The sequence below is a fragment of the Gimesia chilikensis genome (assembly GCF_008329715.1).
GTDB classification, from domain to species: Bacteria; Planctomycetota; Planctomycetia; order Planctomycetales; family Planctomycetaceae; genus Gimesia; species Gimesia chilikensis.
On record NZ_VTSR01000020.1, the window covers coordinates 231,697 to 248,502 of the forward strand.

General features: G+C 50.3%; 10 protein-coding genes and 1 pseudogene. 6 read left to right on the forward strand and 5 right to left on the reverse strand.

What is annotated here, in order from left to right; translation table 11 throughout:
- Positions 1 to 327 precede the first annotated feature (327 nt).
- The 4 genes and pseudogenes from FYZ48_RS23080 to FYZ48_RS23090 all read right to left on the reverse strand — a co-directional run bounded on the left by FYZ48_RS23080 (position 328) and on the right by FYZ48_RS23090 (position 5,852).
- The gene (locus tag FYZ48_RS23080; protein WP_149344831.1) at positions 328 to 1,188 is read right to left on the reverse strand and encodes a PH domain-containing protein; all 861 of its coding nucleotides are present in this window, start codon (positions 1,186 to 1,188) and stop codon (positions 328 to 330) included.
- 244 nt (positions 1,189 to 1,432) lie between these two features.
- A pseudogene (locus FYZ48_RS29695) lies at positions 1,433 to 1,552 on the reverse strand (IS5 family transposase); the annotation flags it as partial.
- A 737-nt stretch (positions 1,553 to 2,289) separates the two neighbouring features.
- Entirely contained in the window at positions 2,290 to 3,750 is a 1,461-nt protein-coding gene (locus tag FYZ48_RS23085) for a glycosyltransferase family 2 protein (RefSeq protein WP_149344757.1), read from the reverse strand.
- A gap of 74 nt (positions 3,751 to 3,824) precedes the next feature.
- Complete coding sequence (locus FYZ48_RS23090) at positions 3,825 to 5,852, reverse strand: serine/threonine-protein kinase (RefSeq protein ID WP_149344759.1); 2,028 nt, start codon at positions 5,850 to 5,852, stop codon at positions 3,825 to 3,827.
- Between the two features lie 660 nt (positions 5,853 to 6,512).
- On the opposite strand from FYZ48_RS23090, the gene FYZ48_RS23095 reads away from it, so the two are divergent.
- The 3 genes from FYZ48_RS23095 to FYZ48_RS23105 all read left to right on the forward strand — a co-directional run bounded on the left by FYZ48_RS23095 (position 6,513) and on the right by FYZ48_RS23105 (position 11,092).
- Positions 6,513 to 6,959, forward strand: a complete 447-nt coding sequence (locus FYZ48_RS23095; protein WP_149344762.1) for a polyribonucleotide nucleotidyltransferase — start codon at positions 6,513 to 6,515, stop codon at positions 6,957 to 6,959.
- A gap of 327 nt (positions 6,960 to 7,286) precedes the next feature.
- A complete protein-coding gene (locus FYZ48_RS23100; protein ID WP_149344833.1) occupies positions 7,287 to 8,570 on the forward strand; it encodes a DUF1552 domain-containing protein in 1,284 nt (427 codons plus the stop codon).
- A 32-nt stretch (positions 8,571 to 8,602) separates the two neighbouring features.
- Complete coding sequence (locus FYZ48_RS23105) at positions 8,603 to 11,092, forward strand: DUF1592 domain-containing protein (RefSeq protein WP_149344764.1); 2,490 nt, start codon at positions 8,603 to 8,605, stop codon at positions 11,090 to 11,092.
- A 95-nt stretch (positions 11,093 to 11,187) separates the two neighbouring features.
- On the opposite strand, the gene FYZ48_RS23110 is transcribed toward FYZ48_RS23105, so the two are convergent.
- Positions 11,188 to 12,315, reverse strand: coding sequence for an SGNH/GDSL hydrolase family protein (locus FYZ48_RS23110; protein ID WP_198422264.1), 1,128 nt, complete (start codon positions 12,313 to 12,315; stop codon positions 11,188 to 11,190).
- A 294-nt stretch (positions 12,316 to 12,609) separates the two neighbouring features.
- Between FYZ48_RS23110 and FYZ48_RS23115 the strand changes: the two genes are divergently transcribed.
- The 3 genes from FYZ48_RS23115 (at position 12,610) to FYZ48_RS23125 (ending at position 16,768) form a co-directional block, all read left to right on the forward strand.
- A complete protein-coding gene (locus tag FYZ48_RS23115; RefSeq protein WP_149344766.1) occupies positions 12,610 to 13,584 on the forward strand; it encodes a Gfo/Idh/MocA family protein in 975 nt (324 codons plus the stop codon).
- Positions 13,585 to 14,043: 459 nt separating this feature from the next.
- The gene (locus FYZ48_RS23120; RefSeq protein ID WP_149344769.1) at positions 14,044 to 14,634 is read left to right on the forward strand and encodes an ECF-type sigma factor; all 591 of its coding nucleotides are present in this window, start codon (positions 14,044 to 14,046) and stop codon (positions 14,632 to 14,634) included.
- On the forward strand, positions 14,627 to 16,768 hold the full coding sequence (locus FYZ48_RS23125) for a serine/threonine protein kinase (protein ID WP_149344771.1): 2,142 nt from the start codon (positions 14,627 to 14,629) through the stop codon (positions 16,766 to 16,768). The genes FYZ48_RS23120 and FYZ48_RS23125 overlap by 8 nt, the downstream gene beginning before the upstream one ends.
- Positions 16,769 to 16,806 lie beyond the last annotated feature (38 nt).

The window sequence follows — 16,806 nt, forward strand, 5'->3', positions numbered from 1 at the left end:
GTACCCTTTGGAACCTTCAGCGACTGTAGGGTCGCAGAGTATACGCAGTTCGCCTTACATATCTGTGTCGCGGTTGCTTTTGACCTACTAATCAAAACTTCGAAAGCTGCAAGCTACCTCCGAGTCGCTGTGGACTTTAACTTTTGTAGGTTTCACTGAATTCACAAGTTCCGGAATCAGCACGTGCGAAACTCGTTACAAAGATAGCTTTGTACGGGACGGAATTGTACGGAACGCACAGGTCTATCAGGCAAACTCAGCATGTTTTCTCCCCCTGATACTCTGTGTTCCCTTGCTTTAATGTATTGGAGGGCACTGAGAATGGAACTACAGTGAAGACAATATCTTTTCTTTTGCTGTGCGAAATTCTTCGTCTGAAAGCACTCCCATCGAGTGGAGTTTTGCTAATTTTTCCAATTTATCTAGCGGTGACTCCTCAGGCTCTGCTTGCAACCGCGTGACATTGGTATTTCTTTTGTCGCTCATCTCCTTGAGCCACTTATTTGCCAAATCGGCAATGACTTTCACCGTTGCCTTTTGGCAATTATCAATTGTGAGTACACGACTCCCTAAATCCACCATAATCTTTCCAAGCACCCAGCCTTGGCTAGCTGACACGGCCTGGACTCGGTCGTGACGAATGCTCTGGGTATTAACAGAACTGGTTAGTATCGCTGCGTCAAGAAAAAGAAATCTGTCGCTTGTCAATACAACAAGCCAAGTGTTTAAGCCAAAGTCAAAAGAATTAGAGTTTTCTGATTGCGGCATCATCCCAGACGTGAGTGCGAACACAACCTCATTAGGTTCCAGGTAGTCTGGCAATGCCTGGAGCTCTTTTTTTGTTCCAAACGAATCAAGGGAAACATTATTTAGTTCGCAAAGCGCCTTCCAATCATGGTTTTTTGTAAATTCGGCATACTTGTCGTAATTTTCGAGTATCACATTTGAAGCGGGTTGAGCTGCCAATGTGGGCGAGGGGACAGGCAAACTTGGTGGAGGGGGGGGCTGTGGTTTGGCTGCCCCGAAAGTAAGTCCTTTTATTCTGTCAGCCGTAAACCAGTTGCCGTCAACTCCCTTACGGACAAAGCTGTCAGGGAATAGACGCCCGGTTTTAGCAAGGTCCCGGATTTGAGTGCCGGTGAACGGGCCTTCAACTTGGCCCATGATATTTGTAAAAAAATCTGCCATCGCTCAGCCACAGAATCCATTGGGTTAAGAGGCATAACGTCTGGTATAACCAGGCTGCCGAGGTTGAGGTTTCATTTGAAAAGCTCCATGTTGATGCCATTGTTATTAACTTGCGCATATTTGTTGTGATATGAAGCAACCATTAAGCTTATCCTAACCATGTGAAAATGAAGATTCAATACACATGTCCACAGGGGCAGTTGCTGACATGGCTGTGGCATTGGTTGTAGAGGTGAATGTGATACTCCCAACGTATCACTACGCGCCGATAATTATGTACCCATGAGATTGTTCTCTCGACGATCCAACGTCGCTTGTAACGTCGAATTTTGCGACCATTCTGAGTTTTCTGTTTCCGATTTTTGATCTCTCGATTTTTGGTTTTCGGATACCCACTAGAGCAAGATGAAACAGGAAGCCGAGTTTCCCCCTCTCTCCGCTTAGATGATTGCCGTTGGGTTATGATACAATAACTCAGCGGCTTTTTGCTTTTTATGGACCGCTCTAAAGCTTCTCGTTCGGGACATATTGCTTCACAGGTTTCCTTAAATGTACTGGCGATGAAACCGCCATCAACAGGAACATCTTCTGCACTCCCCTCCAGCACATCCAGGGGAATCGCATGACTTACTTCCTTGATCAAGTTCGGCTGTGAGAATCGTGTCTCGTCAATAAGACCTCATTTTCAGACCACACATCTTGAAGATGAAGTACTCTATATGCAGTTGTTCGTTATCACTAACGATGGGCATGCGAATTCCAAAGCGTCAACTTCTCACTTTTGCACTGTGGTTCTCTCTTTTACATTGTGGCTCCAGATTCCGCCTGGCCTGAAGCTAAGCTGAATTGTCTTATCTCCAGTTACGATCAACCCGCTTCTAAATTGCCCCTCATTTTTATCATACTCTCACCGACATAGGTATCTTGCGAACAGACGACGTTTTTGTATAGTATTGTCCGATGCAACGATTTCCTTATATTACTGATTACATGAACGAAGTTTTCGCGAAAGAGAAAACACATTGGGACTTTATTCTGCTGCGTCCTTTGCTGATCGTGTTCTATTTCTTTTTGCGGTTCATCAGCCCCTGGCCGCCTCTGTCAGACAAAACTGATATCGTCAATGGCGTGCTGGCAGCATACTTGAGGCAACATCAACAGCTGCCCTTCCGATCCGGTTAACTCCATTGACCAGTTCCAGTCATGTGCGGGAATGCCTGCATGATGGCTGCCCCAATAACGCGGGGTTCTGGAATCCCAGTACATTAAACAGCCAGTACCTGCGTAGTCGACTTGAAACGGATCTGCAGGCAGATCTGTAATTTCGTGGGGAGCATCGTCGTTCCACCAGCCGCCGACATACAGCTTGGGAATATGGCGATTGTGGTAACATCCAGACACCGCATTGGGAGGTGTCCAGCCTGAAACAAGAGCCTGCATCAAATCGGCGCCCGCCTGAATAGGGACCATGATATCGTCTTCAATGATCCAATGAATTTCACCATCCATGTGGGTACGAAGTTGATTACAGGCATGGGCCATGAAACGAGACACAGCGTCTCGCCGTTCCTCTTCGCTCTGATGGTTGTGAGAGACGCGCTCTTCCAATGGAATAATTTTGATGGTCTGGAAAGTGGACCAGTAGCGGCTGACCTCTTTTTCAATCATGACACGGAAATCGGTATCATTACTGTTATCAAGCAGAACCAGCTCGGGTTTTGAGGAGTTGTCGAGCAGCCGTGTCGCCTGGGCGACAGCAGACATCCAGGCGGGAAACAATTTGGGAATTCGGCCACTGATGATCGAGCCCACAGCGACGCGTGCATTCAGCTTTCGCACTTCCGGCATGAACGCTTCCTGCTGATCATGGGTTTTCTCACGATTGTTTGCCGACCAGGAAGCTGCATGCTGGCGGTATTTGAGCGTCGCATTGCTGCGCCGGGGAACTCCCAGGCGAGATCCTCGCAACGCCAGATCCCAGTCCCACATGGTTTTAATACCTTCGCGCCAGCGTCCCGCCACTTCAAATACTTTTCGACGCCACATTGCCGAAGTATTAACAAAATTGTTGCGCCAGATGTCAGATCCTTCCCACTCTGGTGCATCCCAGAAGATGGAAAAATCACCAAACGCCTGAGCCGGCCCATAGACAAAGGGAGTGTCATCCCGCATCGCGTTTAAATGTTCTTCGATATAGTTGGCGGGCATGATGTCGTCGCCATCCAGAAATACCAGGTAGTCCCCCGAAGATGCAGCAGCACCACGGTTGCGCGTTTCACAGACTCCCTGGTGCCGAGGACTCTCCAGAACAGTCAACCCCTGCGACTGATATTGACGGGCCAGTTCGAGGGAATCGTCGATGCTGTTGTCGTCCGAGTAAATCACCTCACACGGGATGGATTGTTGCAGTGCAGACTCGATCGTTTCTGCCAGATATCTTTCGTTATTGCGGGCCGCAATAATAATGCTGACTCGACTGCGGGAATGATGATTCTTTACAAACTTTTCTAAACTCGGATTCCTGCCCGTTTTTTCTCCTGGTAATTTCAGCCCGCCCACCATCAAATCAATTCCTCTCAATGCCGGTAAATCATGTTTCAGAGATCGAATTTAATGCGTCAGTTTATTTCCAGCTGTCACTGCATTATGCTGCATTCGGGGAGCGCTTCCATCAGCAGATTTTTCCCATCATCGGTAACCTGGGTTTCGGTAAGATACAGTTCGCGGAGACTCTTCAGATCCTGCAAATACAGCAAACCAGAATCCGTCACATTGGTAAAAGATAATTGTAACCATTGAAGACCTGCCAGGCTTTTCAGATGTGTCAGGCCGGAATCATTTATACCCGTATTCCCCAGATTCAAAGAGTCGAGGCTGGAAAGCCCTGACAGGTATTTTAAACCGTCATTGGTCACTGCTGTGTGTTGCATCGTAATTGACCGCAACGTACCAAACTGACTCAGTTGTTCCAGGCTCGTATCACCTGTCTTTGTGTTGTACAGATCAATCTTGCTTAGCGCTGGCAGTGCTTTCAGATGTGCGATTCCCACATCGGTGATGTTCGTATCATAGAGATCCAAAGTCTCAAGATTCTTCAAATAGCAGAACCACTTCAGGTCTTCATCGAGCACCTGCTTGTTTTCATGCAGCAGGATTTTTCTCGTTTGAAACACTCCGGTGGGAAGTTCAGACAGTTTCTCAATGACCTGCGGCTCTGCATCGACTGATATCTCAACCACTCCCCCTAATTCCAATGTCCTCGACGCAGCTGCCCTGTCATTATCTGCAGGATTGACGGGACTGGTACTTTTATTGTCTGCAGGATTTGAAACGGCTTTTTCAGGTGCACCGGTAGCAGTTTTAGCCGGATTCTTGAGCGGACTGAAAAACAGATGCTGATTGGAGAATGCCCACCACAACAGCGCCAGAAAGCCGAGGGGGAACAACCATCTCATAAATGGGTAGCGCGCTTTCGGTTGCATGACTGTAGAATCAAGACAGATACGACCATACTCTGAAAAGCACTCATCATCCTTATAGAGAGAAAAAAGTGTCGAGAGATCTTCATCCAACACGGCAGTACGTGGGCCTGGCTGGATTTGAATCGGCCCCTGCTGTGGCTGGTCAGTCTGCTCGGATTGATCAAAGGGAATGCTTTCCAGTGCTTCAATCAGTTCTGCGGTTGAGTTATATCGTTCAACGGGCTCCTTGCTCACCATTTTATGAAAGATGGCTTCCAGTTCGTCAGGAACTTCAGGACGCTGCTTTTGAATCGAGGGGATTGGCTGTTCCAGGTGAGCGAGTATTTTTTTGACAAACGAATCAGCCGGATACATCACCCTGCTGGTCAGTAAATAGTAGAGGGAACAACCAAGGCTATAAATATCAGAGCGTGCATCCGCAGCGTGTGTATTCTGAGCCTGTTCCGGTGACATATAGTCGAGTGTCCCCTTCACACTTCCCGATTCTGTCAGCTGCGTGGCCGGCACCTCACTAGGTTCTAGATTGTCGATTCGCGCCAGCCCCATATCCAGGATTTTGACAGTCCCCTTCAGATCCAGCAACAGGTTGGCTGGCTTGATATCTCGATGAATAATTCCCTCGGAGTGGGCAAACCCCAGGCCCTTGGCCGCCTGGATGATATAATTGACGGCGACATCAACCTGCAGGACGCCGTGCTCTTTGACGAGGTCTGACAGATTGATTCCATCAACATACTCCATCACAAAATAGGAGACCCCTTTGGCTTCCCCGGCGTCATACGCGGTCACGATATTGGGGTGAGTCAATTTCGCCGCTGCCTGGACTTCCCGTTGGAACCGGCCGATCGATTCTTCATCCAGGGCAATTTTTGTGGGAAGCGTTTTCAGCGCCACTTTTCGCTTCATCCGGCGATGCTCTGCCAGATAGACCTTCCCCATCCCGCCCGCACCAATCTCGCGCAGTATCAGATAGTCGCCCAACACGAGCCGGTCACCTTTGTGTTGCAGGATCATCTTGATTTGAAACTCGTTGAGCTTCTTATTTTTGACCAGTGTCTTTGCCAGATCCAGGGCGGTTTCGGACGAGTCGACCTGTGTCTCTTGAAGTGCAATGACATCCTTAGCGGAAAAAATACCGCTTTCATCCAGTAGCGACAGAAATTGATTGCGGGATAATGTCATATAGGCGGAATGAAAAAAATGTTCAGAGTGAATATGAATTCAATTATGTTACCCGAATCTATGCTCAATTCAAGAATTGTTGTAGGTTGATACTGGATTTTCAGTATCAACCCTCATGCAGCCAATCTTTTTTAGTGCGGCCCCGTCTCTGTAGAGGTTAGGCAGGATCACAGTTCCGGTCTGATTTACACTGACAGCTGCCATCCCTGTTTTGAAGTCAAGAAGAGCGATCCGGGCGATAGAGTGTAATAATGAGAAGTGGACGGAATTCCAAACTGACTGTTTGTCACGACGTCACTGAGATCTCGTGCCCTCAATCAAAAGGCCTTTTTACTACGTAACACACGACATGCCTGCGTTTCCTGCGGTGTAGGTCGACACTTCGGCTGATCAATTTCATCAGAGACTTAGAACATGTGATATCCACATGAGCAGGTCACAGAATAAGGGATTTAAGCTGCAGGATCCGCAGGATGAAAATTGTCGCTGATTTATAATCCATCTTTTCCCCGATCACGGAATCGAGTATTCTCCTGCCCCCTAGCCGATCATCCTTTCTGATTAGTGCTTTCCCCCTCGACTCTAACAATTCAACCTAAAGACATGCGCTGTCTGCACACACGGGCCAAGCGGCAGTACAGCATTCGGAGACCATTTGCTTTGCTTAGCCCATCTCGACGCCGTTTTCTATTGTCTGGAATCAATCTCGTTCTCACAGGCTCTTTAACAGGTTGTGGAACCATTCTGTACCCCGAACGCAGAGGACAGCCTGCGGGGCCGCTCGACTGGAAAATCGTGGGTCTGAATTCCATCGGACTCCTGTTTTTCTTTGTTCCTGGGGTGATCGCGTTCGCTGTCGATTTCATCAACGGCACCATTTATCTGCCTCCGCATGAGTATGGTATCGATGACCCAAATAGCCAGGATGTAGAACTGAAGTCGGTTTCAATTCCCCCCGATCAAATTTCCCCGGATGAAGTCAGCCTGCTTGTCTCACAGCATTCCGGTCGCAAGGTGATCCTGTTACCCGGGGAATACGAGACTCAACCGATCCAATCGATCGAGGAATTCTGGTCCGTCGAACGGAAGATGAACGTGCAATCCTGACGGGAATTCCTACCAGGGCCAGAAACGAAATCCCCTGTCGCCACACTATTTAACCATTCTCTCTGACTGGTAATCCCCCTAAACTGAGCCGAACTCCATCCCCGGGACCAGGCAGATTAATGAGGATCTTGTGGCAAAGATACATGGCATTCCGTCACTTTGTCGGGTAAAATGGAGGGAGCAGGTTCAGGCCTCTCGCCCTGCTCTCTGTGTGATGAAAAACGCTCTTAGCTGCTCCTCGAAACCATTTTCGAACCTGGCGGCTTCCAAGAGAGTTGAATGCCTTCCTTCGTATTGCCTCCCTTAGCTATTGGATTGACTCCCAGCATGAAGAATAAAATCAATCGCCGTCGATTCTTGATTCGCTCCATGGCCGGATCGATCGCTTTACCAGGGCTACCTTCTCTGATGAGTACTGCCCTCGCCGGGAACTCAGCGATTACAGAGGACCGGGGAGCCGGTGCGGGGGCCCAGCGATTCGTCGCGGTGGGTAATTTACTCGGTTTTCAACTGAAACATTTTTTCCCTGAGAAAACCGGCAAAGACTTTGAAGAAACAAAGCTGCTCAAACCTCTGGCTGCGAATCGCGATCAGCTGACAATCTATCGTGGACTTGATCATGGACTTCGCGGCGGTCACTTTGCCGTGCACACCTTCCTGTCAGGTCTCCTCCATCACGAGTCCAAGAACCGTACCGACGGCAACGTTACCATTGATCAATTCATTGCAGATGAGATTGGAAACCAGACACGGTTCCCATCACTCACGGTTGGTTCTGAGGGTGGCATCCATGGTGGTTGCCAGCTTTCATGGACGAAGTCAGGCGTTCGCGTTCCGCCGATCACGGGGCCTGCCGAGCTGTTTGACCGCCTGTTTGTCGCAGACTCAAAACAGGTCCAGGCTCGAAAAGTGAAAGAGAACTCACTGCAGGCCTCGATTCTTGATTCGATTCACGACGAAGCCCGTTCACTTTCAAAACGAGTTAACAGCGAAGACAAGGCGAAGCTCGACGAGTATTTCAGCTCCATTCGCGATGTCGAAAAACGCTTGAAGCTCCGTCAGGTCTGGTCCGATCAGCCCAAACCGAAAGCCCCCTTCGACAAACCGGCTGATAAGAATACCGTGGAAGATCTGCCGATGCTCTACGAGTTAATCGCGCTGGCGTTACAGACCGATTCCACTCGGATCGCGACGCTGGAAATCGGCGGCAGCTTTTTGCCACAACACCTGGGCATCAATAAGTCCTACCATGGTCTTTCTCACCATGGCAATAACGAAGAGTCCATCGCGGACCTGGTCACGCTTGAACTCTATCAGATCGAACAGTTTGGAAAGTTCCTGACGCGTCTGGCTGGGATCTCTGACGGCGAACGGACCCTGCTTGATTCAACCGCCGTCCTGTTTGGCAGCGGTATGGGGAATGCCAATTCACACACCAACTCAGACCTCCCCATTATTCTGGCAGGAGGCGGGTATGGGACTGGTGAATTCAAGCAAGCACCCGCGAAAGGCCCGGGCAAGGTTCCGTTGTGTAATCTCTTCCTGGATATCGCTCAGCGAATGGGTGTGGAGAAGGAAGCATTCGGAACGAGTACCGGAAGGTTCTCCTGAAAATGAATACGCGGTTCAATGAGATTTTCAGCATGAGCGTATTTCGCGCCGTTTGCGGTTTCGTATTCTGTCTTTCATGGCTGGTGCCCTGCTCTGCAGCGGAGCCACAACACAAGCACACTCCGACCGTCACCCGACTGTTGAAAAAATACTGTCTTGATTGCCATGACGTCGCAACCGCTGATGGTGAGCGCGAGTTCGAAACATTTTCCCTGCCGCTCAAATCGGAACAGCAGTTGATTACCGCGGATAGCATCATCGATCAGGTCACGCTGCGAAAAATGCCGCCTGAAGAATCGGTCCAGCCATCCGACGAAGAACGACTCGCTTTAATCGGTGCCTTACGCGACAGCATTCAGGAAGCACGGAGCCAGTTCGAAAGTACCGGATCACGCACCATCATGCGTCGCCTTTCCAATCGGGAATATGAAAACACCCTGGCGACTTTGTTTGACCGTCGTGTCGACACGCTGGGATTAACAGCGGACTTTCCGAAAGAAGAGACCAGCCAGCACATGGACAACATCGGCGAGTCGCTGGTGACGTCCGGATTTCTGCTGGATCAGTATTTCCAGGCAGCCTCTCGGCTGGTAGAGGCCCGTCTGGGCAAACCCGAGATGAAACCGAAGTCCTGGCACTTTAAGGACAATTTCAAACAGTACGAAGAATTGTCGGGGGCACACCGCAGTGTGTTCAAATATCGGTATCTCTGTCTCTACGAGCAGCCCAATACCGACACACGTCAGGGTGGCTACGGACACATTGAAGATTTTCTGGATGGCGTACCGGTCTCAGGTCTGTATGACATCCAGGTTCAGGCCCAGGCGCTGCACCGTGACACCCATTACGATCCTAAGATTTTCCGCATCGACTTTTCGGAACCGTTTCAACTGGCTGTTGTGACCGGTGATGTGAAGAAAGGGCATATCCATTACCCCCAGGCAATCGAACCGATCCTGGCCAGCACCGTGGTTCCGGATGACAAACCTGAGTGGCTAAAGTTTCGCGTCTGGCTGGAAGCCGGGCAGACACCCCGATTCATTTTTCCAAACGGACCTTATGAGTCGCGGGCATCAGTCATCACGCTCAATAAACGCTACAAAGACGAATTTAAGAATCCTGAGACAGGAGTCAGACGAAGTGCACTGCTTCGCGAAGGAGAGCTGCCTCACATCAGGATCAGCGAAATCAAAATCAATGGTCCGCTCCCGGAACCGGGAGGCAGTAAAGAAGAACTCGCCGTATTCGGGAAAGAGGGATTCCAGGAAGCCCATGCCCTGGATCAGCTGTATCGCTTTGCGAAAAAGGCCTATCGGCGTCCGCTGAACGAATCCGATCAACAACGAATTAAAACACTTTACGAAAAACGACTTTCCGAGCAGGCGCCACCACGTCAGGCAGCCCTCGATACTGTCAAGCTGATACTCTGCTCGCCCTCGTTTTTATACCTCAGTGAGATCACGCCCGAGGAAGAACTTGAATTACACCCGTATGATCTGGCGTCGCGTCTTTCCTATGCACTCTGGACGGCACCGCCTGATGCAGAATTGTTCGCCGCGGCCGCCTCGGGACAACTGAAGAACAAAGAAGAGTTACAGAAGCAGATTCGACGTCTGTTGAAAGATCCCCGTTCGGATGAATTCGTCAATGGCTTTCTGGACAGCTGGCTCAATCTGCGTGCCATGGGCGACCAGCCTCCACCACGCAGAGCCGCCTGGGAATATTATGCTCAGAACCTGCCTGAATCGATGAAACAGGAAGCGCGTCTGTTTTTCCGCTCCCTGTTGGATGAAAACGGATCGGTCAAGAATTTTCTGGACGCTGACTATACCTTCGTTGATAAGAAACTGGCCCACCTCTATCAGTTACCTGAGAAGGACAAAATGCGACTGAAAGATGGTTTTCAGCGTGTCAGCCTATCCGGTACGAAACACCGTGGTGGATTGCTGGGCATGGCTGGCGTACTGACCGTCAGCGCCAACGGTGTTGATACATCGCCAGTCACACGCGGTGTGTATGTCCTTGAAAATCTGCTCGGATCTACTCCACCACCTCCGCCAGATGAAGTGCCTGCCATTGAGGCTGATGTCAGCGGAGCCACGACCATTCGTGAACGACTGCTCAAACACAGCCAGGATCAGACATGTTACGTCTGTCATCGCAACATCGATCCCCACGGCCACGCACTGGAATCATTCGACCCGATCGGCCGCTGGCGTGAAAAGTATCCTCATCCGAGAGGAAAAGGGAGCGGCCCGAAGGTCGATCCGACGGGTAAGCTGCCTTCTGGTGAAACATTCAAAGACTTCGAGAGCTTTAAACAAGTCCTGCTCGAAAAACGTCTTGATAAGTTTACCCACTGTCTGATCGAAAAGCTGCTCACCTACTCAACCGGAAGGCAGATGGAACGCTCCGACCAGTACAAGATCGAAGATATCTTGAAGCGTGTCAAAGCCGAAGAATACGGTTTAGAGACCATCGTGATCGAAGTCATGACTTCCCGCATCTTTCGCTCGCGTTAAACCGAAACAAGACTCAGCTTTCACTTGTTTCCCAGGGGTTGAATTCGAAGATACAGAATTGGGCTAACCGTGTTTTTAACAATCCGGTTATGCCCTCACTGTTCCATTCGATATTTCAACCACGCATAAATACTCGCCCCGATTTGCTGGTAACCGACTTTATTGGGGTGCACCCCGTTGTTAACCGGGTAGCCGTCCACGATATCGAGGTTTAGCTCCGTCGGAATGATGAACAGGTTCTCATTTTCGCGGCCTTTGAATTTTTCAATTTGACGTTGCACCAGCCTGTGTTGAATCTTCTTCCATCCCCAGCGGCTATAGCGGTCTTTATAATTAGCATAAAACGCTTCCTGTCGTGAATTCCCCGGAGTGGTCAGGCAGATTCCCACCTCCGCCTGCGGCGCAGCTGCCTGCAGGGCTTTGATCAGGATATCAGCCTGTGTGAACATGCCATCGATCTTCTCATCAATGGCATCCTGTTTCGCTGAAAAACAATCATTGATGCCCAGCATAATGATCACATAATCTGGCTTTTGATCATTACACTCTTCTTTGAAGTAGAGCGGTAAATCGAGGCCAGGCTTACCATCTTTTCCGAGATAGACGAACGGACTACTGCGTTTGCGATTGGTTCCATCGGGTTTCGGCTCATACTGTGAAACAAACCTCTGCCAGGTCCAACCGCCGTAACCTTCGTGGGCGACCCCCGCAGCAGCGGACTTCGGTTTGTGCGTTCCCAGCATTTGCCATTTAGGATTGCCGGGAGTCGAGAGCAATCGGGCGATCTCGTTGGAGTAGGTAGTCGCGTTTGTCAGGCTGTCGCCGATAATCAACAACCGACAGTGGTCACGATTGGCTCCCGCATCCGGCCTTGAAACTTGCAGAACGGTATTCGCAGTCCCCAGGTTCGCTCCGTCGGCGTCTGTCACTTTGACTGAGAGTGAATATTGTCCGACATTCGAATCTGTCGGCGTCACGGTCCAGCGATTCTGGTCGACAGTGCCGATTTCGCAATCCACTTCAAACCGATATTTTTCGGGAGTTTCGGTCAGAACGATATTGTCGAAATAGATACTCATCTCCACGCCGGGTACCGCATAAAACATGGGCGGCAGCGTCAGCTGAAGAGATTGTGTTTTTTCAGCAGCCGTTGCTGGAGACGCTGCGAGCAGCAGGAGAAGAATCAGCTGGATCAGAATTCGGGGCGATTTAATTTTCTGCACAGGTCACTCAATCTGATAAAAGTCGGGAATTCCCGTTCGTGTTGATCCTGAAACCGATTCAGGCAAAATACAATTCTTATCGTACCATCGTTCCCCCCCTTCAAGTCCAGCGTCCGGCGTTTTTTCTCATATTTTCTGCTCATGGATTCCTATCGCCAACCGGAAGGTTCCGTTTTGATGATCATCTCTGGACTGATGCCTTGATGGGGAAATTCCACTTCAGATATGATGAATGTTTCTGCAAATCCTGCGTCTCACTGCGGACAACAGATCTGGAATAGTTAAGGAACCCCGATGGCTGCGAAGAGTTTTAAGCCCGTAAAAACAGGTGTCATAGGCCTGGGGCGTTTTGGACGATTACATTCATTGACATTAGCAGGATTAGCAGAGGCTGAGCTGGCAGCGGTGGTCGCACGACGCCAGGAAAGTCTTGATGCCCTGCATAAAGAACTTCCCGATGTACCAGGGTGGACCAATCTGACACAGGCGATTGAAGAGTCTGACGCAGAAGCCTGGGTGGTCGCCTGCACGACAGAGTCTCACGTGGTGGTTACCAGAGAACTGCTCGAACATGGAAAAGTCGTACTGCTGGAAAAGCCGATTTCAGAGACGCTGGAAGAAGCGGAAAGTCTCGCCCCACTGGTCCGCCCCGATTCCAGTAATCTGATGCTGGGACACATCCTGCTGTTCAACAGCGAATTTCAGGAGTTGCGAGAAATAGCCCGCAAACGTGGTCCGATTTCCTACATCGACTGTGTACGCCATCGACCGGCGAGCATCGTGCAGGATTTCCCAGGCGAAAACCCGTTACAGGCTGCAATGGTACATGACCTGTATTCAACACAGGTACTTCTCGATTGTGCAGAGCCGGATCACTTCAGTGCCCAGTTTCATCGGACAGAAAATGGCGATATCGACCTGGCTGTTGCACAACTCCAGTGGAACGGAGGTCCGGTAGCCTCGTTTGCGGCTTCCTATTTAACGCCTGCGGGAATGCCGCCACGCGGTTTTGATCGAACTGAAGTGTTCGGTGAGGGCTGGTCTGCACGCATCGAACCAAATCCACGTCCGATCTCAGTCTGGGACAATGCAGCTGCCTGGCCCCTGGCATTGGAAGTGCGTGCCAATCCCCCCAGTGGCATGATGGCTGAGGAGCTACGTTGCTTCTGTCGAGTCGTGCGAAACACAGAAGCGGTTCCCACGGGAGCGACATACTCGGATGCCATGCAGGTACAACGCTGGATGGAGAAGCTGAACGCGTTTGCCTGATCAGCAGCTAAATAACTCATCCTTCATGCACGGAAGCTGGCCTACATTCCAACGTATGCACCAGAGATACTATGCTGGAATCGAAGGTGTGCAGCGAAAATGGCATCCCTGCCTGACTAAGAATGATCAACCGATTTGGCCCGATTCGGCTGATCCAAGTCACTGACTGATCTCCATACCGATTCCAGCGAATCGGAGTCAGATAATCGCTTACTCCTGAAACCGCGTAATCGTAGTTTTGCGAATCATTTAATCCGTAATATGCTGATATTTCCCGAGATTACGCTGCAAATTATTCCCTTCTCTGAAATCGATTTCCGACTGGTTTCACCAAACGACGAATCTTTCAGTTCTGGGGAGATTACACATAAACAAAATGGTATACTGAATCGGTCATGGACGACAAACATTTAAAGTGGGCCCTGTTATTCTAAACCATCTGCAATTTAGAAAACTGACATGGAATACGACGAAGACACCCCGGTCTCCAGCTGGCTGAGTACTCTGGGAAACGATCAGAAGGATGCCGTCCAGGAAATCTGGGACGAGTTTTATGAGAAACTGATTCGCTATGCACAGACCCGGGTCAACACCTTTCCGACAGCCACCCTGGACGCCGAAGATATCGTGCTTTCCGTCTTCGAAAGTGTCTGGGCGGCTTCACAACGCGGCCGATTTGATTCAGTCCAGAACCGGGATGAATTATGGTGGCTGCTGATCGCCATGACCCAACGGAAAGCAGTCAGCCATATCCGCCGGGAAACCGCCCAGAAACGCACCTCACCAGAGGGAAAACTGCCGGTCTCGATCAATTCCATTGAAAACTTCCAGGCTTACGTGTCCACCGACCACTCCCCCGAATACTTTGCCATCATGGAAGAAGAATATCAGCGCGTCTTAAATAAACTTTCTGATGATGTTTTGAAGAAAATTGCGGTTTACAAGATACAGGGTTACACGCATGAGGAAATCAGTGAGCTGTTGGAAATCTCCCCGGCCACTGTAACGAGAAAGGTACGGCTGATCCGAAAAGCATGGAGTCATGAATAATACCCCCTATGATCCTGCAGATGACGATCTCATGGCGGCAGCCTATACCATTGATCGCATCTGTGACAGCTTCGAATCATCCTGGAAACAGGGACAATCCCCCGAAATCGAGAGTTTCCTCAAAGAGACTTCCGGTAAGACCCAGTCTATCGTCTTCGCCGAATTACTTCGCCTGGATATCCACTATCGCAGGATGAACGGGAACCTGCTCTCCCTGGATGACTATCAGTCCCGCTTTCCCCAATACAGTGAAATCCTGCAGGACTTCTCCTCCCAGCTGGCAGATTCATTCCGACAGGTACGTCGACTCGGTCGCTATCGGCTCGAAAAAATCGTCGGCCGAGGTGCCTTCGGACTGGTCTGGAAAGCGTGGGACGAAGAACTCCAGCGGACCGTCGCACTCAAGCTACCTCGAAAAAAGTCACTCTCGGCTGTCGAACGGAAACGCTTCTCCCGGGAAGCCCGCTCTGCCGCCCGACTTTCCCACCCCGGAATTGTATCCATCCACGACTTCGAGGAAATCGACGGCACTCTCGTACTGGTCACGGAATTTGTCGAAGGCTCCACCCTCCGCGAATGGACCAGGCACCACGAGGTCGACTTCAGCAAAGCCGCGAGCATCTGTCGCGATCTGGCCATCGCCCTCCATGCCGCGCACCAGCAGTCCGTGATCCACCGGGATCTCAAGCCGAATAACGTTCTGGTTACAGATGACGACCAGCTGCGCATCACCGATTTTGGTCTTGCCAAACGTTCCGATGTCGAATCCACAATCGCCGTAACCGGTGCGATTATGGGAACCTTTGCCTATATGAGCCCCGAACAGGCGGATGGCAAGGCATCTACTGTCGATGGACGTGCCGATATCTACTCCCTGGGAGTCATTCTGTACGAACTGCTGACCAACCGAGTTCCTTTTAAGGGGAATTCCTGCCAGGAAATGATTTCTCAGATCCTGCATACCGAACCGGTTCCCCCCCACAAATGGAATGCCAGCATCCCACGTGACCTGGAAACGATCTGTCTGAAATCCTTAAGTAAACTCGCGGGAGATCGCTACGACACTGCTGACGAGCTGGCTGAGGACCTGCAGCGGTTCATCGAAGGAAAACCCATCACAGCGCGTCGGCTCTCGCTGCACGAGAAACTGTGGCGCTGGGCAAAGCGAAACCGGTTATTGAGCGCGTCCCTGTTGACAACCTGCGTACTTTTGTTGAGCAGTTCAACCGCCATGATTGTCATGCATGATGATGGCAAATGGCAGGTAAATGTCCAGACCGAACCACCGGGAGCACGCATCCTCGTCTATCCCCGGGACTCCATCTCTGGAGAACCCAATCCCAGCATTGAATTTGAAGCCGACGGGACGACTCCCACCGATCTCCGCCTCGCACCTGGAGAATACTACGTAGTTGCGATGCTCGAAGGAACGCCCCGGTTTCAACAAGTCTTCCGCAAAGTGCCTCCCCGGGGAGCGGAGATTCCCATCGGAAGTACCAAAAACAGATTCTGGAATAAAACTCAAGCCAACACACTCGAATGGCCTGAAATCATCATTCCTACGCAAAGTGTGTTGGATGAGATGGTTTTGATCAAAGGCAATCAGATTGATATTCCTGATCTCTATATCTCTACCAGATGCTTCACAAATCACGACTATTTGACTCTTCGTCCCGACGCAAGTGACGCTGATCCCGCCAGACACGCCCCGCTCGACGCTCCTTATTACCCGGAAGGACAGGACTTCGCCATACACTTTGCCGAGGAGGCAGGAGGACGGCTTATGACAGTCGACGAATTCAAGCACATCGTTGATTCTCTCCCTTTGCAACCTGCGTTAGAGAATTTTCTTAATACAGGCAAAGAATGGACGTCCTCGCTGGCAACTCCACAGCAAATAGAAACTTCAAAAGCAGCATTGGATTTGAATCCCGAGTTCCGTACTCCCGATTTTATCGGATTGACAATCTCCCGAAATCAGAATCATAATCAAGCTGAGGGCAACTACGAGTTAAAGAATCAGAAAAGCTACTCTATTCAAACCGCAATCCGCTATTTACAACCGGAAAAGATTGGATTTCGTCTTGTTCGTCCAGCATCACAGCAGTTGAAGAGAAAACAGCCCACAAAATAGGTCGCTATTTGTGGGCTGTTTTTGTTCGAACAACAGTT

Coding starts and splice junctions, on each gene's coding strand:
- FYZ48_RS23090 (WP_149344759.1), bottom strand. CDS start 5,852: ATGACATTATCCCGCAATCAATTTCTGTCGCTACTGGATGAAAGCGGT.
- FYZ48_RS23115 (WP_149344766.1), top strand. CDS start 12,610: ATGGCTGCGAAGAGTTTTAAGCCCGTAAAAACAGGTGTCATAGGCCTG.
- FYZ48_RS23080 (WP_149344831.1), bottom strand. CDS start 1,188: ATGGCAGATTTTTTTACAAATATCATGGGCCAAGTTGAAGGCCCGTTC.
- FYZ48_RS23100 (WP_149344833.1), top strand. CDS start 7,287: ATGAAGAATAAAATCAATCGCCGTCGATTCTTGATTCGCTCCATGGCC.
- FYZ48_RS23105 (WP_149344764.1), top strand. CDS start 8,603: ATGAGCGTATTTCGCGCCGTTTGCGGTTTCGTATTCTGTCTTTCATGG.
- FYZ48_RS23085 (WP_149344757.1), bottom strand. CDS start 3,750: ATGGTGGGCGGGCTGAAATTACCAGGAGAAAAAACGGGCAGGAATCCG.
- FYZ48_RS23120 (WP_149344769.1), top strand. CDS start 14,044: ATGGAATACGACGAAGACACCCCGGTCTCCAGCTGGCTGAGTACTCTG.
- FYZ48_RS23125 (WP_149344771.1), top strand. CDS start 14,627: ATGAATAATACCCCCTATGATCCTGCAGATGACGATCTCATGGCGGCA.